Consider the following 17,747-nt stretch of genomic DNA (forward strand, 5'->3'; position numbering starts at 1 on the left):
GACGCAGGGCTTCGGCCGGTCAGGTGCGGAGCAGGGCCCCGGCGGCGAAGTCACCGGCGTGCGCGAACGCGGCCAGTACGACGTCCTCGCCGGCGCCGATCCGACCGTCGGCGCGGGCCGTGGCGAAGGTGTGCGGGACGCCGACGGCGAACAGGTTGCCGCATTCGTCGAAGGTGTCGGGGTGCCGTTCCGGCGGGAGCTCGAGGGCCTCGCGCCAGTTCCGCAGGAAGGTGCGGTTCGGCTGGTTCGTGACGAGGTGCCCGACGTCGGGCCCGCGCAGCCCGCCCGCCGCCGCGGCCGCGAGTGCGACCTCCGGGACGAGCCGGTTGCCGCGGGCGAGCACCTTGGCGATCTTGGCCTCGGTGAAGCCGACGTGCAGCTGGCCCTCGCCGGCCTCCCAGTACTTGCGCGGCGGTTCGACCGCCGCGGTCATGTCGCCCGCGTACTCGCTGTGCTGCGCGCACACCACCTCGCGGACCTCGAGACCGCCGCCCTGCGGATCGGCGACGACGAGCGCCGCGGCGGCACCGTCGCCGGGGATGGCCGCCTGGGGCAGGTTCCGCACCCGGTCCTGGGTGAAGACGCTGCCGGCGGCGTTGGTCGCGGTGAGCAACAGCGCCGAGCGCGCCGTCCCGGCGGTGAACATCGTCCGCGCGAGCTGCAGCATGAGGAGGAAGGCGGCGCAACCGCCGTTGTGGAGGTCCAGCACGAGCGAGGGCTTCGATCCGAGGCGGCGCGCGACGTCGCCGCCGCAGCCGACCACGGGCAGGTCGGGCAGTTGCGAGTGGCTGAGGATCACGTCGGCCTGCTCGATCGCGTCGCCGACCTGCTCCCGGAGCCGGTCGATCGCGGCGCACATCAGGTCGACGTTCGACTCCCCGGCTGCGGCGTGGTGCCGGTAGGCGGGCGGCGCGAACATCGGGTTCGACGTGAGCGTGCGACTGTCGGCGTCGGCGTACTCGCGGAAGTATTCGGCGGGCACCCGGTTCTCCGGCAGGTAGGAGGCCAACCCGACGATGCGCGGGTTGACGAGCGCGGCGGTCACGAGGCCATCCACTCGGGCTTGACCGGCTCGCCGTTGGCGTGCCGGTGTTCGGCGATGGCCTTGAGGTTCTCGAGTTCCATCTGGTGGCCGGCGCCGAAGGTTTCCCACAGATCACCCACCCAGACCGGGCGGTCGGGCGGCGCCGTCTCGGGATACGGGTTCTCGTCGTAGAACGGGTGGTGGCAGTTGACCCAGAGTACGACGGAGCCGGGGCGGTTCAGCACGAGCTGCGCGTCGACCACCCGCATCAGGTAGATCATCCAGAGGTGTTTCCCCTGGTCCCACGCGCAGTGGTAGTCGATGGTGCGCGCGTCCGGCTGCGCGACGGTGCGGGTGTAGATCTCGGTGTCGGCGCCGAGCATGTCCTGCGCGACCCACAGGCCCGGCTCCTCCGTCTCGCGGAAGCCACGCAGGCTGTACGTCCACTCCTCGAGGGAACGGGTATCGGAGAGCCAGTCGTACAGCTCGTCGGGTGGGGCGTTCACGTACGACTGCACGGGGCAGAAATCGCCGTAGATCTGCTCGTGCGGGTACACCGACCGCATCCGGTCGACGAGGATCGGCTGCGCCACCGGGCGCGGGTGACTCTCGATCCGGATGGTGCCGTCGATGTCGATCGCCGGGATCATGAATGCTCCTTCGCGGTATCGGGTAGTAGGGCTGCGAACGGCGGGATCTCCGCCGGGTCGGTGCCGATCTCCAGGCACGACGGTCCCCTCCACGCCGCGGCCAGGAGCCCGACGGCAGCGGCGCGCGCAGCATCGGGCGTGGTGGCCGATCGCACGGGCAGCGTGGGGAACATGGCGCCCAAGCCCTCGGCGATACGGCTGGGCCGGAACGTGTTGATGCTGGGCAGGTCGGGGAAGAACTTGTCCTCGCGGGCGACGCACATGCCGTGCGCATCGTTGTTGAGAACCACGAGCAGGACCGGCGCGCGCGCCTCGATCGCGGTGTGGATCTCCATACCGTGCATGAAGAAGGAGCCGTCGCCGGCGATGATCACCGTCGGCCTGCCGGTGGCGATCGCCGCGCCGATCCCCGCGGCGATGCCGTGCCCCATCCCACCCATCCCCAGTGCGACGAGGAACCGATCGCCACTGCCCAGCGGCAGGCGGTGCACCGCGGCCGCCCCGGCGTTGCCGGCATCGGCGAAGACCAGCGCATCGGCGGGGATCGCTCCGGCCAGTGCGTCGACGGCGTCCGCACAGGTCATCCGGCCGGACTGGTTCCGGGGCACGGTCATCGGCGTGGGCGTGACATCGGTCCACGGGTCGCGCGGACGCGTTTCGACGGCGGCCGTGAGTGCCCGCGCGTACGCGGCGAGGTCGGGGGTGCCCTCGTGGACCGTGACGTCGCGCAGCGGCGGCTCGGAGCCGACGTGCACGGTGCAGGTCACGTCCATCACGTCGTCGAGTCCGGTGCGGTCCATGAGGTCGAGGTCGGTGCCCAGGGCGAGGATCAGGTCGGCGTCGGCGGCGACGCCTGCGACGGCGGGGTGCCCCATGACCCCCGCGATGCCCACGACCCCGGTCCGCGGGGCGGCGTCCCGGCCATTGGGCCCGACGGCGACCACCGCACCGGTCGCGCCGGCGAGCTCCGCGACCGGGCCCGCGAGCCGCGCCCGGGACGCGGCCTCGCCGAGCAGGATCAGCGGTCGGCGGGCCGCGCGGAGGAGGCGCACGACCTCGTCCGACGGCGCCACGAATCGGGCCGGCGCGGGGGTGCGCCCGACCGGTCCGGGATGTTCGGCGAGTTGGACGTCCTTCGGCAGGAGGAGCGCCGCGGGCAGGCCCTGCTCGAGCGCCGCGAACGCGCCGTCGAGCGCTGCCGCCAGGCCCTCCGGGCCGCTGACCTTGGCGGCGAATCCGGTGACCCCGCGCAGCACCGCGAGGGCGTCGACGGTGCGCGGAGCCGCGCACATGTCCTGGAAGGCGCCGCTCCCCTCGGCGGCGCTCGGCGGGCTGCCGATGAGCGCGAGGACGGGTGAGCGGGACTGATACGCCTCGGCGAGCGCGGGGACGCAGTTCATGGCGGCGCCCCCGGAGGTGGCGATGAGGCACCCGGGGCGGCCGGTCATGCGCGCCGCGCCGTCGGCCATGGCGCCGGCTCCGAACTCGTGCTTGGCGATGGTCACCGTGAGGCGACGATCCGCGGGCGCGCGGAGAAGCGCGGCGAACAGGTCCTCGGAATTGGCCCCGTGAATGCCGTATACGAAGCGAAAACCAAACGCATACAAAGCATTTGCAATTCGCTCAGCGACGCTTGAAGTCACAATCTTCACAGTAGGCCTGCGTGATCGCAATCACAACACACCAGGCGAACGGCGTCCGCTTATCCGGTGGATCCCGCACCCGCCGCTCGGGCGGCCGCGCTCCTCACGAGCGGCCGTCGAAGGCGTCGAGGAGGCGCTGCGCGGCGAGGGCAGGCGTCAGCGAGCCGTTCTGCACGGACGCCTCGACCTCGGACCGCACGGCCCGCACACCGTCGGAGTGCTCGACCCGGCCGAGGATCGCGTCCCGGACCATCGTCCAGGTCCAGTCGACCTGCTGCTGCCGGCGACGGCGGTCGAACTCCCCCGCCTCCTGCAGCGTGCTGCGATGCCGGAGCACGGCGTCCCAGAACTCGGGGATGCCGGTACCCTCGACGGCGCTCTGCGTGAGCACCGGCGGGCGCCACAGGGAGCCGGGCGGGTGGATCAGGCGCAGCGCGCTCGACAGCTCGCGGGCGGCGACGCGCGCCTCGACGACGTGGTCACCGTCGGCCTTGTTGACCGCCACCACGTCGGCGAGTTCGAGGACGCCCTTCTTGATGCCCTGCAGCTGATCGCCCGTGCGCGCCAGGGTGAGGAAGGTGAAGGTGTCGACCATGTTCGCGACGGTGACCTCGGACTGCCCGACGCCGACGGTCTCGACCAGGACCACGTCGAAGCCGGCGGCCTCCATGAGCACCATGGTCTCGCGGGTGGCCTTCGCGACGCCGCCGAGGGTGCCCGAGGTCGGCGACGGACGGATGTACGCGCGCGGGTTCACCGCGAGCGTGCCCATCCGGGTCTTGTCGCCCAGGATCGAACCGCCGCTGCGGGTGGACGACGGATCCACCGCGAGGACGGCGACCTTGTGCCCCAGCGAGATCAGGTGGTTGCCCAGGGCCTCGATGGTGGTCGACTTCCCCACCCCCGGCACGCCCGTGATCCCGACGCGGGTGGCGATCGGCGCGTCCGGTCCCGGCGTCACCGCGAGCAGCAGCTCCTGCGCCAGGGCCTGGTGATCGGGCCGGCGGGATTCGACCATCGTGATAGCGCGCGCCAACAGGGCGCGCTTGTCGGCCCGCACCCCGTCCGCGAGCTCGGCGACGGTGATCACGCCAGCTGGTACCCCAGCTTGTTGCCCAGCTCGTGCAGCAGGTTCACCGCGGCATCGGCGATGACGGTGCCGGGCGGGTAGATCGCCGAGGCGCCGGCCGCGTACAGCTCGTCGAAGTCGCCGGGCGGGATGACACCGCCGACCACGATCGTGATGTCCGGGCGGCCCACCTCCGCGAGGGCGTCCCGCAGTGCGGGTACCAGGGTCAGGTGGCCCGCCGCGAGCGAGGAGACCCCGACGACGTGCACGTCGTTGTCGGCAGCCTGCTGCGCGACCTCCTCCGGCGTGGAGAACAGGGGGCCCACGTCGACATCGAAGCCGAGGTCTGCGAACGCGGTGGCGATCACCTTCTGTCCGCGGTCGTGGCCGTCCTGGCCCATCTTGGCGATGAGCACGCGCGGACGACGGCCGTCGGCCTCTGCGAACTTCTCCACCAGCTCGGTCGCGGTGTGGATGTTGTCGGCCGCCCCGGCCTCGTCGCGGTACACGCCACTGAGCGTACGGATCTCGGCCTGGTGCCGACCGTAGACCTGCTCGAGCGCGTCGGAGATCTCGCCGACGGTGGCCTTCGCCCGCGCGGCGTCGATCGCGAGCGCCAGCAGGTTGTTCTCCATGCCGCCCTCCGATGAGGCGGCCGCACGAGTGAGATTCGCCAGCGCGGCCGCGACGGCCTCGGGGTCGCGCTCGGCGCGCAGCTGCTCCAGCTTCGCGAGCTGCTCGGCGCGGACCTTGGAGTTGTCGACCTTGAGCAGCTCGATCACGGTGTCCTCGGCGACCTGGTACTTGTTGACGCCGATCACCGGCTGGCGACCCGAGTCGATGCGTGCCTGCGTGCGGGCCGCAGCCTCCTCGATGCGCAGCTTCGGGATGCCCTCGCTGATGGCCTTCGCCATGCCGCCGTGCTCGGCGACCTCGCGGATGTGGGCGCGGGCCCGCTCGGCGAGCTCGTGCGTGAGCGTCTCGACGTAGTAGGAGCCGCCCCACGGGTCGATCGGCCGGGTGGTGCCGGACTCCTGCTGCAGCACGAGCTGCGTGTTGCGGGCGATACGGGCGGAGAAGTCCGTCGGCAGCGCGATGGCCTCGTCGAGGGCATTGGTGTGCAGCGACTGGGTGTGGCCCTGCGTGGCCGCCATCGCCTCGACGCAGGTGCGCGCCACGTTGTTGAAGACGTCCTGCGCGGTCAGCGACCAGCCCGAGGTCTGCGAGTGGGTGCGCAGCGAGAGGGACTTGCTGTTCTTGGCGTCGAACTCCGCCACGAGCTCGCTCCACAGCAGGCGTGCGGCGCGGAGCTTGGCGACCTCCATGAAGAAGTTCATCCCGATGCCCCAGAAGAAGGACAGGCGCGGCGCGAACTTGTCCACGTCGAGGCCCGCGTCGATGCCGGCCTTGATGTACTCGACACCGTCGGCCAGCGTGTACGCGAGCTCCAGATCGGCGGTGGCCCCGGCCTCCTGGATGTGGTAGCCGGAGATCGAGATGGAGTTGAACTTCGGCATCATCTGCGAGGTGTACCCGAAGATGTCGGAGATGATCCGCATCGAGGGCGCGGGCGGATAGATGTAGGTGTTGCGCACCATGAACTCTTTGAGGATGTCGTTCTGGATGGTGCCCGCGAGCTTCTCCGGTCCGACGCCCTGCTCCTCGGCCGCCACCACGTAGAGCGCGAGGATCGGCAGGACGGCGCCGTTCATCGTCATGGAGACGGAGACGCCGCCCAGGTCGATACCGTCGAAGAGCTGGCGCATGTCGAGGATCGAGTCGATCGCCACGCCCGCCATGCCCACGTCGCCGGTGACGCGCGGGTGGTCGGAGTCGTAGCCGCGGTGGGTCGCCAGGTCGAACGCCACCGACAGGCCCTTCTGGCCCGCGGCCAGGTTGCGCCGGTAGAAGGCGTTGGATTCGGCCGCGGTCGAGAAGCCGGCGTACTGCCGGATGGTCCACGGCTGGTTGACGTACATCGTCGGGTACGGACCACGGATGAAGGGCACCGCGCCGGGGTACGAGTCGACGGGGTAGCCCGCCTCGGCGACGGCGTCGCGGTCGGCTCGGGTGTAGACCGGTTTGACGTCGATGCCCTCGGGGGTGGTCCAGGTGAGCTGGTCCGGGGTGTAGGCGTAGGCCGCGGCGGCGGCCTCCACGAAGGCGTCCACGTCGGCGGTCGACGGCGCGGCGCCGGGCAGCTCCTCGAACGGGACGTCGGCGAAACTGCCGATGGTGGTGTCAGTCATCTCATGCCCCCAGCCGGGTCAGCAGATCGTCGAGCGCGGCGGCGGCGTCGATCTTCGCGTGCAGGTAGATGTCGATGAGGCCGTCGTCGACCGTGCCGGGCGCGCCCGCGAGCAGCACCAACCACCCCTCGTCGCGGAGCGAGCGCGCGAGCGCCTCCCCCTCGGCGGCGTAGCCAGCATCGGATCCCGCGAGAGCGGCGACCCGCACGCCCGGCGAGCCGTCGAGCGTCGCGGTGCCGGCGGCCTGCTCGGCCGCGTCGGGGACCGTCTCGATCCCGCCGGAGGCGAGCAGGTTGGTCAGGAAGGTCGACCGGCCGTTGTGCTGCGCGACGGTGCCGATCGTCACCATCCGGATCCGCGGCCGGACGCCGTGCTCGCGCAGGAAGGAGTCGGAACGGGTGCGCAGGGCCTCGAAGGGCGCGGCGTACGACCGCACGACGGGGCCGTTCGTCGCGGCCGACGGTGCCACGGGCGGCTCCGCCAGGTTGGGGAACTCGTTGACGCCGGTGATCTTGCGCGCGCGCCGGGCCACGGCGGCGTCGCGGCGGTCGGCGGACTCGCCGAGCTGCGCCGCGACGACCTCCTCCGCGGCGGCGCGGGCGAAGCCGCCCGCGCCCTCGACGGACTGGAGAACGCCCCAGGCGGCGCGGGCGAGGTCGTCGGTGAGCGATTCAACGTGCCACGAGCCGGCCCCGGGGTCCACGACGCGGCCGAGGTTCGACTCCTCGAGCAGCAGCAGCTGCGTGTTGCGGGCGATGCGCCGGGCGAAGGCGGCCGAATAGCCCTCGATGCCGGCGGGCAGAGCCTCGTCGTAGTCCAGGGTCGTGACGTAGTCGGCGCCGCCCAGGCCCGCGCCGAAGGCGGCGACGGTGGTGCGGAGCAGGTTCACCCAGGGGTCGCGCTGCGTCGTCGCGGCGAGCGAGGTGACGGCGTGCACGGGCGCGTTCCCGGCCGCGGGGGCACCGAGGTGCTGCGCGACGCGGGCCCAGACCGTGCGCCAGGCGCGGATCTTGGCGAGTGTGAGGAACTGGTCGTCGGTCGCGGCGAGCCGGATCGTGAGCTGATTAAGCGCGGCGGCGGCGGTCAGGCCGGCCGCGGTGAGCACGCGCACCGTGTCCAGCGCGGCGGCCGCGGTCAGGCCCAGCTCCTGGGCGGCAGTCGCGCCGGCGTTGTGCAGGTCGGCACCGTCGGCGACGAGGGCGCGCACGTCCTCGGTGCGGGCGTCGGCGGCGCGGGCCAGCTCGACGGCCTCGTCGACGGAGACGTCGGCACGACCGACGACCTGCGAGGTCAGCGGCGCCGCGCCGAGGCTCACGCGGACCAGGTCGGCGCGGTAGGCGTCGGACTCGGCTGCCCTGTCGAGCGCGGCGTAGACCTGCGCCGCGGCGTCGGCGGCCCCGCCCCCGGCGGTGAGCAGGATCGGCGCCATGTCGGGGTAGACGCCCTCGAGGAGCGCCGCGGGGTCGGGTCGGGTGAGCCACAGCGCACTCGCACCGGACTCCAGCGCGCCCAGCACGTCGGCGGCATCGGTGGTGGCGTCGAAACGCTCGGCGACCTTCCAGCCGAGCCGCACGTCCGGGGTGGGATTGCCGCCGCGGACGAACGGGAAGGTGCCGGGCAGCGGATCCTCGGGTAGCTCGTCGCGCTGCGAGTAGAGCGGCGCGATCTGCACGCCGTCGTCCTCCGTGAGGGCGGTCAGCGAGGCGATCGGGTCCTCGGGCGCCGTGCCGCCGCGCGACTTGGCGAGCACGGCGCCGACGGACTCGCGCCATGCCTCGTACGGACTGTCCACCACGTGGGCCTCCTCACCTGTGGCCGCGCACACGCACGACCCCGCACCCGCCGTCGCGTCACAACGGCGTCCGAGAACTCACGTTAACCGATTGCACCTACTACGCCCCAGTAGGGTCGTCCCGTGGGTGCCAACGAATCTCGGATCCGGCCCGGCGACCGCGGACTGGTGCTCCGGGCGGCCGTCGGCGGCGCCGCGATCCTCGGACTGGTCGTCCTCGGCATGCTGCTACCGCACCCCGGCGCCGCCACGATCAGGGCCTGGGCGGATTCGACGGGGCCGTGGTTCCTCGTCCTGTTCTTCGTGGCGCACGCGGTGATCACGGTGTTTCCGATCCCGCGGACCATTTTCACGGTCTCGGCGGGATTCCTGTTCGGCCCCGTCGTGGGGATCGCGGTGTGCATGGCCGCATCGACCGTCGCGGCGTCGATCGCCTTCCTCGGGGTGCGGGAGGTCGATCGGCGGCACCCGTCGCGCGTGATCGCACGGGCCCGGGAGCACCGCGCGTACGCCCCGATCGCCGCCCGCCTGCGGGCCCGCGGTTGGCTCGCCGTCGGGTCGCTGCGACTCATCGCCCCCGCGCCCTTCTCCCTCGTCAACTACGCGTCGGCGCTGTCTCCGGTGCGCTTCTGGCCGTACTTCGGCGCGACGGTGGCGGGCCTTGCGCCCGGCACGATCGCGGTCGTCCTCCTCGGCGACGCGCTGACCGGGGAGTCGTCGCCGTGGCTCGTGGTGATCAGCGGCGCGCTGATGGCCATCGGCATCGCGGGCCTGCTCCTTGACGCTCGCATGCCCGCAAGACCTGAGGCTTGATCATTAGATCCGCAAGGATCTGGGCCTGCGCTGTCGTGCGCTGACGCGAAGAAGATTCTCTATGTCATCCTAGAAAGTCCTTGTCAAGATCTGTTTTTGTTCGATGTGACCCACGATAATAGAAGCTATGAGCTACTCGGACGACGCATTCACGCTGGGCAGGCGGGTGTCGACGCCGCTGCCGGCGGTGCTCGACGGTGCGGTGTCCGGGTTGACCGCGGCGGGTGCGCTGTCGCGGTTGCGGGTGTTGACGGTGGAGCAGAACCGGCTGGAGGCGGAACGGTCGGCGGTGCTGACCAGGCTGTACGAGTTGCGTGACGACGCGCGTCGAGTCCGGGAGGAATCCTCCCGGCGGTTCGTCGACGACTGGGACGAGTTGGTGGCGGAGGTCGGCGCCGCGCTGGGAACCGGCCGCAGCGCCGCGGCCGCGGCGGTGCATCGTGGACTGGATCTGCGGGAGCGGTGCCCGCGCCTGTTCGAGTTGTTCGCCGCCGGAAAGGTGTCGCTGTCGTTGGCGCGGGAGGTGCTGCGGGCGTCTACCGCGGTGCTCGATGGGCAGGTCGCGAAGGTCTTCGATGAGCGGATCACCGCGTGGCTCGCGGTCCGGTGCGAGCAGTCGCTCACGGTGCGGGCGGTGGCGGACGCAGCGAAGAGTGTCCTCACCCGACTCGACCCCGCTGCGGCGCGCGACACGCCGCCGGCGCCGCCACGGGAGCGGCTCGACTTCCACACCCGTGCGGACGGGTTGGTCGATCTGGAGGCGGTGATGCCGAAGTCGGAGGCGTTGCGGTTGTCCGCGCTGATCGGTCCGCTGGCGCAGTCGGTGTGCCGGGACGATGGCCGCACCCTGGGGCAGCGGCAGGTGGCCGCACTCGTCGCGTTGGCCGAGGGCTACGAGACCCTGGCATGCCTGTGCGGCAAGAAATCCTGCGACCTGCGTCAAGCTCGTCCGCGGACCAGTGCGGTGTCGCAGGAGATCCGGGCCCTGGCGGTGATCGTCCTCAACGAGACCGACCTCGCCGACGCCACGGCCGACGCCACTGACGAGGCGGCGGCCCCGCCCGAACCCGAACTCGACCTGGTCACCGATGACGCCGTAGACGAGGCGGGTCACGTCGCGACCGATGACACCGCGGACGAGCACGACGAGGGCGCCGAGGCCGGTAGCGGTATCGATCCGCGCCGCCGCGGGGCGGTGATCCTCGCCGGGGACCCGGGCATCACCGGCCCGGCCACCGTCGAACAGGCGCGGGAGCTGATCGCCGCCACGCAGACGCAGTGGCGGGTCCTGGGCCGCCGCGACCCGGCGACCGGGGAGGTCCACGCCCGCGGCGCCGGCGGATACCGGCCCACCTGGTACCAGCTGCTGGTCATGCGCCTGACCTACCCGACCTGCGTCTTCCCCGGCTGCAGCGTGGCCTCAGACCGATGCCAGGCCGACCACGTCGCCGAATACGACCACCACGATCCCGCCACCGGGGGAACCACCGCCGTCGCCGGCCGTGGCTCACCGGGGAACCTGGTACCGCTGTGCGGCTTCCACCACCGCATCAAGACCGAGACGGGCTGGCTCTCCGACCTGCTGCCCGACGGCACCGTCGAATGGCGACACCCCGCAGGAGGAGTCCACGCCGTCCCACCCGGCACCGCCCGCGAACTCCTTCCGGGGCTCGAACGGATCATCTGGGACGTACCCGAACCCGCACCCGCGAAACTCAGGAACCCCGACTGGCTCGCCTCCGCCGCGAAACGTCGCGCGCAAGCCCGCCGCGCCCTCCGCGCCCAGAACCAGCTCCTCCGCGAGGAACACCGAGAACACCGCACCGCCGCGGCGGAACAACGCGCCCGGGAGCGGGAGCGTGCCGAAGCCGAAACCGTGGGCGAGGGCTACGACGACACCGCGCCCCTCCGACCGCCGCCGTTCTAGGACGTGGCGAGGAGCCCCGGAATGTCGACGACGCCGCCGAGTACGTGGTCGGCGCCCGCGTCGGCGAGTACCTGCGGGTCGGCCTTGCCCGTGAGCACCCCCACGGAGAGCGCACCCGCGTTGCTCGCGGCCTGCACGTCGACAGCGGTGTCGCCCGCGGCCAGCACGCGGCGCACGTCGCGCACGCCGGTGCGCTCCATCGCGCGGTGGATCATGTACGGCGCCGGGCGGCCCGCGGCCACGTCGGAGGTGGTGACCACGGCGTCGACGACCGCGTCGGCACCGTCGCCGATCGTCCAGCCGAGCGCGGCGAGGAGCGGGAGGGCGACGGCATCGTCGAAGCCGGTGGTGAGGGCGACCTTGACGCCCCGGCCCCGCAGCTCGGCGAGCGCGGCGGGCACTCCGTCGATCGCGGTGGGCGGGCTCGCGGCGTAGGCCTCCTGCAGGCGTTCGCGGAAGCGCGCGAAGCCGGCGTCGACGCGATTGGGTGTGGGCTCGACGCCGCCCAGTCGCAGCAGGTTGGCGATGGCCTCCACCTTGTCGGTGCCCATCCACACCTGCAGGTCGGCCTGCGCGACGGACGCCCCACCGTCCTCGACGGCCCCGCGCAGCGCCTCGTACACGGCGCCGCCGTCGTCGATCGTGGTGCCGGCCATATCCAGCGCGACGAGTTCGATGGTGCGGTCGGATGCGGTCATGCGTCTCTCCTGACGGGTACGGATCGCAGCGCCGGCTGGTTCGCCGGGGGCGCCGCGAAGAGTCGGTTCTCGACGATCACGGTGGTCACGCCGGGGACGTAGCGATCCTCGCTGTATTCGACGACGTCGCCGGCGGCGTCGGTGGTGGTGCGGCGCACTCGCAGCAGTGGGGCGCCCTCCGGGAGACCGAGCTGCGCCGCGTCCTCGGCGGAGGCGGCGACGGCGTCGATCCGATGCGTGGAGGCGTAGAGGTCGGCGCCCGCGTCCAGAAGGAAGCGGTTCACCGAGCCGGAGTCAGGATCGAACTCCATGAGGCGCCGCCCCAGCGCCCAGACGAAGTACATGGTCTCGCAGAGGGCCGGCGTGCCGTCGAGCGTGCGGACGCGGCGGAGCTCGAGCACTGGCTCGCCGGGGTCGACCTGGAGCCGCTCGGCGATGTCCGCGGTGGCGGGGACCCGCGCCTGCAGGGTGGTGCGCTGCCCGGGTTCGCGGCCCTGCTCGCGCGCCCAGGCGGTGAACGATCCGAGGGCGCTGGCGCTGTGACTGGGGACGTTGCGGCGGACGATCGGCGAGCGCCCCTGGCCGCCGACGATCAGGCCCTCCGCGCGGAGCGTCGCCAGCGCCTGCCGAACCGGCCCGCGGGACGTTCCGAACTCCTCGCACAACAGGGCCTCGCTCGGAGCCTGTTCTCCCTCGGGCCAGCGACCGGAGGCGATCCGCGCACGGAACTCCGTGGCGAGGCGTTGATGAAGGGGAGCTGCACTCATAGCGTTGAGTATACAAGCCGGAGTATTCCCGACCCGATTCTTGGGTGAACGCCGGGTGAACTATGGCTTTACCTGGATGTACAGCGACACAACTTGTATAGACATCTGGAGATCTGTCTTGCCAAGCGTGCCGCCGGGTCGCCACTCTAGGAGCCATGAACACCGCAACGGACGTCCTCGTCGTCGGCGCCGGCATCGTGGGCCTGGCGCACGCCGTCGAAGCCCTCGACCGGGGCCTGACGGTCACCGTCGTCGACCGCGACCGTCGCGCCGTCGGCGCCTCGATCCGCAACTTCGGACACGCGTGCGTCACCGGCCAGTCCGGCGACCTCGCCGAGCTCGCACAGCTGGCCCGCGAGCGATGGCTCGACCTGGACGGTCGCGCCGGCCTCGCTGTCCGCGCCACCGGCGGACTCGCCGTCGCCCGCCACGCGACCGAGCTCGCCGTCCTCGATGAGCTCGCCGCGGCACGGCCCGCCGAGGTCGCCCTGCGCACCGTCGACGAAGTCCGGGCTGCGCTCCCCGGCGGCGGCGCGAACGACATCGTCGGCGGCGCCGCGCTGCTCGCCGATCTGCGGGTGGACCCGCGGGTCACCGTCGCGCGACTGGCCGCCTGGGTCGACGCGCAGGCCGGCGCGCAGGTGCGGTTCGGCACCTCCTATCTCGGCTTCGACGGCGCGCGCGCTCACACCAGCCGCGGTCACATCGCGGCGGAACGGGTGATCGTCTGCGTCGGGCACGATCTCGACCACCTGTACCCCGGTCTCGCCGAGGAGCACCAGGTGCAGCGGTGCGCCCTGCAGATGGCCCGCGCGGCGGACCCGGGCGCCGTCGTCGCGCCCGCCGTCCTCACCGCGACCTCGCTACTGCGCTACCCCGCGTTCGCGGAGACCGCGGCCGCCGCCGCGCTCCGCACGCGGATGGAGGCCGACCGGCCCGACCTGCTGGGCATCGACGCGAACGTCATGTTCACGCAACGCCCCGACGGCACCCTGCTCATCGGCGACTCGCACCACACGGATGTCGCCGTCGAGCCCTTCCTCGACGAGGCCGTCACCGAGATCCTCCGCACCGAGGCCGCCCGCGTATTGGGCGTCGGCGGGCTACGGATCATCGAGCGCTGGCAGGGCGTCTACGCCTCGAGCCCGGTGCGCCCCTACCTCGTCGCCGAACCGGAGGAGCGCCTCAGTGTGCGCATCGTGACCTCCGGCGTCGGCATGACCATCGCCCACGGCCTCGCCCGGCGCCACTTCCCGACCTGACCCGACCGAACTCCCCTCCCACACCACCCACCTGCGCTCCACAGACACCGAAGGACACTCCCCCATGCGCATCACCCGTTCCCTCTCTGCGATCACGGCCGTGGCCGCCGTCTTCGCGGTCGCCGCGTGCGGCGGCACCGGCGGCGGCACCGGCTCGTCGGACACCGTCACCGTCTACAGCGCCGACGGCCTCGGCGATTGGTACAAGGCCGAGTTCGAGGATTTCACCAAGAACACCGGCGTCAAGGTCGCGCTCGTCGAGGCGGGCTCCGGCGAGGTCGTCTCCCGCGCCCAGAAGGAGAAGGCGAACCCGCAGGTCGACGTCCTCGTCACCCTGCCTCCGTTCATCCAACAGGCCCAGCAGCAGGGCTCACTCGTGAAGTCCGATGTCGACACGTCCGCCGTGCCGGACGCGCTGAAGTCCGCCGACGGCACCTACGTCGCCCTGGTCAACAACTACTTCGCCATGATCCGCAACACCGCGGCGCAGCCGAAGCCGGCCGACTGGGCCGAGTTCACCGGGCCCGCCTACCGGCAGAAGATCCAGTACTCCACGCCCGGTAAGGCCGGGGACGGCACCGCCCTGCTGCTGCTCCTCCAGCACATCATGGGCAAGGAGGCGGCGCTGAAGTACCTCACGGACCTCCAGCCGAACAACGTCGGCCCGTCGACGTCCACCGGCAAGCTCGGTCCCAAGACGTCCAAGGGAGAGCTGATCGTTGCGAACTCCGACGTGCAGATGGCGCTCGCCGCCATCGCCGCCGACAAGGTCGCCTACGAAGTCTTCTACCCCACCTACCAGGGCAAGCGGACCACGCTGTCGCTGCCGTACTACATGGGTCTCGCCGACAAGGCGCCCCACGCGGCGAACGGCAAGAAGCTCATGGAGCACCTGCTCTCGAAGGACGTCCAGCAGAACGTCCCGGCCCGCGCCTGGGGCGCGCCCGTCCGCACCGACGTCACTCCGTCCGGCCCGCAGTGGGACGCCTTCCAGAAGGCGATCGACGGCGTCGAGATCTGGAACCCGAACTGGGACGAGATCCTCGGCGGCTTGGACGCCGACATCAAGGACTACGACAAGGCGACGGGGCAGTGACCGCGCCGAAGGACGCCCGCTCCACCGCCGTCCCCGCCGTTCCGCAGGGGCTCGACGACGACTCCGTGGACCGGACGGTCCGCCGTTCGGTGGCAGTCGGGCTGGACGAGGTGAGCGTCGTGTACGGCGAGACGGTTGCGCTGCGGGACTGCAGCTTCGAGGTCGCGCGCGGCGAGACCGTCGCGCTGCTCGGGCCGTCCGGCTCCGGCAAGTCCACCGCCCTCAAGGCGATCGCCGGCTTCGAGCAGGTCTCGTCGGGCACCGTCACCATCGACGGCCGCGACGTCACGCACCTCTCGCCGGCCAAGCGGGGCATCGGCATCGTCGTGCAGAGCTACGCCCTGTTCCCCCACATGACCGTCGCGAAGAACGTCGCCTTCGGCCTGAAGTCGCGGCGCGCCGACCGGGCCGCGATCGCGCCCCGCGTCGCCGAGGTGCTCGACATGGTCGGGATGGCCGAGTACGCGGATCGCCTGCCCCGGCAGCTCTCGGGCGGCCAGCAGCAGCGCGTTGCGATCGCCCGCGCGCTGGCCACCCGCCCCGACGTGGTGCTGCTCGACGAGCCGCTCTCGGCGCTCGACGCCGGCCTGCGCAAGGACATGCTCGGCGAACTGCAGCGCCTGCGTGGCGAGCTGCCCGACGTCGCGATGGTCTACGTGACCCACGACCAGAGCGAGGCCCTCGCGCTGGCGGACCGCGTCGCGATCATGCGCGACGCCCGGCTCGAGGCGATCGGCACCACCGACGAGCTCTTCCACCGGCCGCCCACGCGCTTCACCGCGACCTTCCTGGGCGGCGCGGACGTCCTGCCGGGCGGGGCGCTGCGCACCACGCGCCCGCTGCCCGACGGTGACCACGTCCTCGCTGTCCGCCCGTGGGCCTGGCGGTTCACCCGCAGCGCACCGTCGAACGGGCTGCGCGTGACCGTCGAGCAGCAGCAGTGGCGCGGCGCGGTCCGGCACGTGACGGCGCGGGTCGCCGACACGGGGGACGCGATCGGGGTCGACGTGCCGGTCCTGACCGAGGCGCCCCTCACGGCGGAGACGTTGTGGGTCGAGGTCGACCCCGCCGACGTGATGGTGGTGCCGCAATGACGGCCGTGCTGGACGCGCCGCCCACACCCCCGGCGCCGTCCGCCGGCCCGTCGTTCGCGGTGCCGCGCTGGGTGTGGGTACTGCCGCCGGTCGCGTTCATCCTGATCGCCGTGGTGTACCCCCTGGTCGGGATCGTCGCGCGCACGTTCACCGACAAGGCCGAGCGCCCCGCCGGCCTCGCCACCTGGCGTGACACCCTCACCGACGGTGCCGTGGTGGATGCCCTGGGCACCACGGTGAAGGTCGCGGCGCTGTCGACGGCCGGCTGCCTGGTCGCGGGCACCTTCCTCGCCCTCGTGCTGGCCTTCGTGCCCTTCCCCGGCTCCGCCGCGGTCGCGCGGCTCATCGAGGTCGTGGTCTCGTTCCCGAGCTTCCTGATCCCGCTGGCGCTCGGCGTGCTGCTGGGGCCGGTCGGGGTGGCGCAGTCGATGGGCGTCCCGACGGGCTCGTTCACCACCTCGCTGTGGGGCGTGGTGCTCGCGGAGATCGCCTTCTACACCCCGTTCGTGGTGCGGCCGATGCTCGCCGCTTTCGACCAGTTCCCGACGGTGCAGATCGACGTGGCCTCGTCGCTGGGCGCCGGTCCGCTGCGGATCATCGCCCGGGTGATCCTGCCCGCCGTGCTCCCGGCGCTGGCCGCCGCGGGCTCGCTGACCTTCCTGCTCACCCTCAACGAGTTCGGGATCGTGCTATTCACCGGCGCCAAGGATGTGATCACGGTGCCGATGCTGATCTACACCCGCTCGATCGTGGGCCAGGACTTCGCCTCGGCGGCCGTCCTCGCCACGGTGCAGCTGGTCATCTCCATCGGCGCGTACGCCCTGTACCGCCTGCTCATGACGAAGGGAACGCGCTGATGCTGGTCCGCAATCCGGTAGCTCGCCTTGCCGTGTGGGCGGTCTTCGCCGTCGTCCTGGTGACGCTGGTGATCACGCCGATCGCCGTCACGGTGATCACCGCGTTCAGCGCGAGCTGGACCTCGGTCCTGCCGTCGGCGCTGACCACCGAGCACGTCGCCGGCGTCTTCACTCCCGAGAACGCGGCGAGCATCGGCGTCTCGGTGCAGACGGCGCTGCTCGCCTCCGGACTCGCGGTCGTGGCCGGAACCTGGGCCGCGCTGGCCGTACCGAGCCTCCCCGGGCGGCTGCGCGGCGCGGTCGACGCGTTCTTCCACCTGCCGGTCGCCGTGCCGTCGGTGGTGGTCGGCCTCGGGGTGCTCGTGGCCTTCTCGGCACCGCCGCTGGTGCTGGGCGGCACCCCGTCGATCGTGATCCTGGTGCAGGCGATCCTGGTCTTCGCGTTCGCCTACTCGATGGTGTCGGCGGCGGTCTCGCAGCTGGATCCTATGCTGGACAAGGTCGGCGGCTCACTGGGGGCGTCGTCCCTGCGCCTGCTGCTCACGGTGCGGCTGCCCCTGCTGCTGCCGTCCATCGCGGCGGCCGCCGGGCTGTCGGTGGCGCTGTGCATGGGCGAACTCGGGGCGACGATCATGGTATACCCCGCGTCGTGGCGGACGCTGCCCGTCACGGTGTTCACCCAATCCGACCGCGGCGACCTGTTCGGTGCGGCGGCGAACACGATGTTCCTCGTGCTGGTCACCGTGGTGATCCTCGGCGTGCTTTCGGCGTTCCGGCGGCGCGCCTGATCTTCGGCGCCGGGCCGG

Annotated in this window: 15 protein-coding genes; 7 read left to right on the plus strand and 8 right to left on the minus strand. The window is 71.9% G+C overall.

Translation table 11 applies throughout. The features are described 5' to 3' along the window. Window positions 1-19 precede the first annotated feature (19 nt). The 6 genes from FK529_RS07225 to FK529_RS07250 form a co-directional block, all read right to left on the minus strand. On the minus strand, window positions 20-1,045 hold the full coding sequence (locus tag FK529_RS07225; protein ID WP_231702977.1) for a 3-oxoacyl-ACP synthase III family protein: 1,026 nt from the start codon (window positions 1,043-1,045) through the stop codon (window positions 20-22). Then, window positions 1,042-1,674, minus strand: coding sequence for an SRPBCC family protein (locus FK529_RS07230; RefSeq protein WP_146560312.1), 633 nt, complete (start codon window positions 1,672-1,674; stop codon window positions 1,042-1,044). Before FK529_RS07230 ends, FK529_RS07225 begins: the two co-directional genes overlap by 4 nt. Further along, window positions 1,671-3,326 (minus strand): thiamine pyrophosphate-binding protein, encoded by a 1,656-nt coding sequence (locus FK529_RS07235; RefSeq protein ID WP_331456317.1) that lies wholly within the window; start codon window positions 3,324-3,326, stop codon window positions 1,671-1,673. Before FK529_RS07235 ends, FK529_RS07230 begins: the two co-directional genes overlap by 4 nt. A gap of 94 nt (window positions 3,327-3,420) precedes the next feature. Beyond that, on the minus strand, window positions 3,421-4,404 hold the full coding sequence (gene meaB / locus FK529_RS07240) for a methylmalonyl Co-A mutase-associated GTPase MeaB (RefSeq protein ID WP_146560646.1): 984 nt from the start codon (window positions 4,402-4,404) through the stop codon (window positions 3,421-3,423). Then, window positions 4,404-6,635, minus strand: a complete 2,232-nt coding sequence (scpA, locus tag FK529_RS07245) for a methylmalonyl-CoA mutase (RefSeq protein ID WP_146560314.1) — start codon at window positions 6,633-6,635, stop codon at window positions 4,404-4,406. Before scpA ends, meaB begins: the two co-directional genes overlap by 1 nt. A 1-nt stretch (window position 6,636) precedes the next feature. Then, on the minus strand, window positions 6,637-8,430 hold the full coding sequence (locus FK529_RS07250) for a methylmalonyl-CoA mutase family protein (RefSeq protein WP_146560315.1): 1,794 nt from the start codon (window positions 8,428-8,430) through the stop codon (window positions 6,637-6,639). 120 nt (window positions 8,431-8,550) lie between these two features. Here FK529_RS07250 and FK529_RS07255 point away from each other — a divergent pair, with 120 nt between their 5' ends. Both FK529_RS07255 and FK529_RS07260 read left to right on the plus strand, forming a co-directional pair. Next, window positions 8,551-9,240 (plus strand): TVP38/TMEM64 family protein, encoded by a 690-nt coding sequence (locus FK529_RS07255; protein ID WP_193559670.1) that lies wholly within the window; start codon window positions 8,551-8,553, stop codon window positions 9,238-9,240. A 127-nt stretch (window positions 9,241-9,367) separates the two neighbouring features. Next, complete coding sequence (locus FK529_RS07260) at window positions 9,368-11,167, plus strand: HNH endonuclease signature motif containing protein (protein WP_146560316.1); 1,800 nt, start codon at window positions 9,368-9,370, stop codon at window positions 11,165-11,167. On the opposite strand, the gene FK529_RS07265 is transcribed toward FK529_RS07260, so the two are convergent. Beyond that, the gene (locus FK529_RS07265; RefSeq protein WP_146560317.1) at window positions 11,164-11,865 is read right to left on the minus strand and encodes a phosphonatase-like hydrolase; all 702 of its coding nucleotides are present in this window, start codon (window positions 11,863-11,865) and stop codon (window positions 11,164-11,166) included. The two genes, FK529_RS07260 and FK529_RS07265, sit on opposite strands and share 4 nt — an antisense overlap. Then, window positions 11,862-12,632, minus strand: coding sequence for a GntR family transcriptional regulator (locus tag FK529_RS07270; protein ID WP_146560318.1), 771 nt, complete (start codon window positions 12,630-12,632; stop codon window positions 11,862-11,864). The genes FK529_RS07265 and FK529_RS07270 overlap by 4 nt, the downstream gene beginning before the upstream one ends. A gap of 155 nt (window positions 12,633-12,787) precedes the next feature. On the opposite strand from FK529_RS07270, the gene FK529_RS07275 reads away from it, so the two are divergent. From FK529_RS07275 to FK529_RS07295, 5 genes are all read left to right on the plus strand, one after another. Continuing rightward, window positions 12,788-13,894 carry a TIGR03364 family FAD-dependent oxidoreductase gene (locus FK529_RS07275; RefSeq protein WP_146560319.1) on the plus strand — a complete coding sequence of 369 codons (1,107 nt, stop codon included), beginning with the start codon at window positions 12,788-12,790 and terminating at the stop codon, window positions 13,892-13,894. Between the two features lie 64 nt (window positions 13,895-13,958). Continuing rightward, window positions 13,959-14,990: a 2-aminoethylphosphonate ABC transporter substrate-binding protein gene (locus tag FK529_RS07280; RefSeq protein WP_146560320.1), complete on the plus strand. Its 1,032-nt coding sequence runs from the start codon at window positions 13,959-13,961 to the stop codon at window positions 14,988-14,990. A gap of 65 nt (window positions 14,991-15,055) precedes the next feature. Continuing rightward, the gene (locus FK529_RS07285; protein WP_146560648.1) at window positions 15,056-16,084 is read left to right on the plus strand and encodes an ABC transporter ATP-binding protein; all 1,029 of its coding nucleotides are present in this window, start codon (window positions 15,056-15,058) and stop codon (window positions 16,082-16,084) included. After that, window positions 16,081-16,941 (plus strand): 2-aminoethylphosphonate ABC transporter permease subunit, encoded by an 861-nt coding sequence (locus tag FK529_RS07290; RefSeq protein WP_146560321.1) that lies wholly within the window; start codon window positions 16,081-16,083, stop codon window positions 16,939-16,941. The genes FK529_RS07285 and FK529_RS07290 overlap by 4 nt, the downstream gene beginning before the upstream one ends. After that, on the plus strand, window positions 16,941-17,729 hold the full coding sequence (locus FK529_RS07295; protein WP_146560322.1) for an ABC transporter permease: 789 nt from the start codon (window positions 16,941-16,943) through the stop codon (window positions 17,727-17,729). Before FK529_RS07290 ends, FK529_RS07295 begins: the two co-directional genes overlap by 1 nt. The last annotated feature ends 18 nt before the right edge of the window (window positions 17,730-17,747 follow it).

The sequence above is a fragment of the Tsukamurella asaccharolytica genome (genome assembly GCF_007858435.1).
Classification (GTDB): Bacteria; Actinomycetota; Actinomycetes; order Mycobacteriales; family Mycobacteriaceae; genus Tsukamurella; species Tsukamurella asaccharolytica.

What these genes read in the sequence shown, in the direction of transcription:
- scpA (WP_146560314.1), bottom strand. Translation starts at nt 6,635, where the DNA reads ATGACTGACACCACCATCGGCAGTTTCGCCGACGTCCCGTTCGAGGAG.
- FK529_RS07290 (WP_146560321.1), top strand. Translation starts at nt 16,081, where the DNA reads ATGACGGCCGTGCTGGACGCGCCGCCCACACCCCCGGCGCCGTCCGCC.
- FK529_RS07260 (WP_146560316.1), top strand. Translation starts at nt 9,368, where the DNA reads ATGAGCTACTCGGACGACGCATTCACGCTGGGCAGGCGGGTGTCGACG.
- FK529_RS07275 (WP_146560319.1), top strand. Translation starts at nt 12,788, where the DNA reads ATGAACACCGCAACGGACGTCCTCGTCGTCGGCGCCGGCATCGTGGGC.
- FK529_RS07265 (WP_146560317.1), bottom strand. Translation starts at nt 11,865, where the DNA reads ATGACCGCATCCGACCGCACCATCGAACTCGTCGCGCTGGATATGGCC.
- FK529_RS07230 (WP_146560312.1), bottom strand. Translation starts at nt 1,674, where the DNA reads ATGATCCCGGCGATCGACATCGACGGCACCATCCGGATCGAGAGTCAC.
- FK529_RS07280 (WP_146560320.1), top strand. Translation starts at nt 13,959, where the DNA reads ATGCGCATCACCCGTTCCCTCTCTGCGATCACGGCCGTGGCCGCCGTC.
- FK529_RS07295 (WP_146560322.1), top strand. Translation starts at nt 16,941, where the DNA reads ATGCTGGTCCGCAATCCGGTAGCTCGCCTTGCCGTGTGGGCGGTCTTC.
- FK529_RS07270 (WP_146560318.1), bottom strand. Translation starts at nt 12,632, where the DNA reads ATGAGTGCAGCTCCCCTTCATCAACGCCTCGCCACGGAGTTCCGTGCG.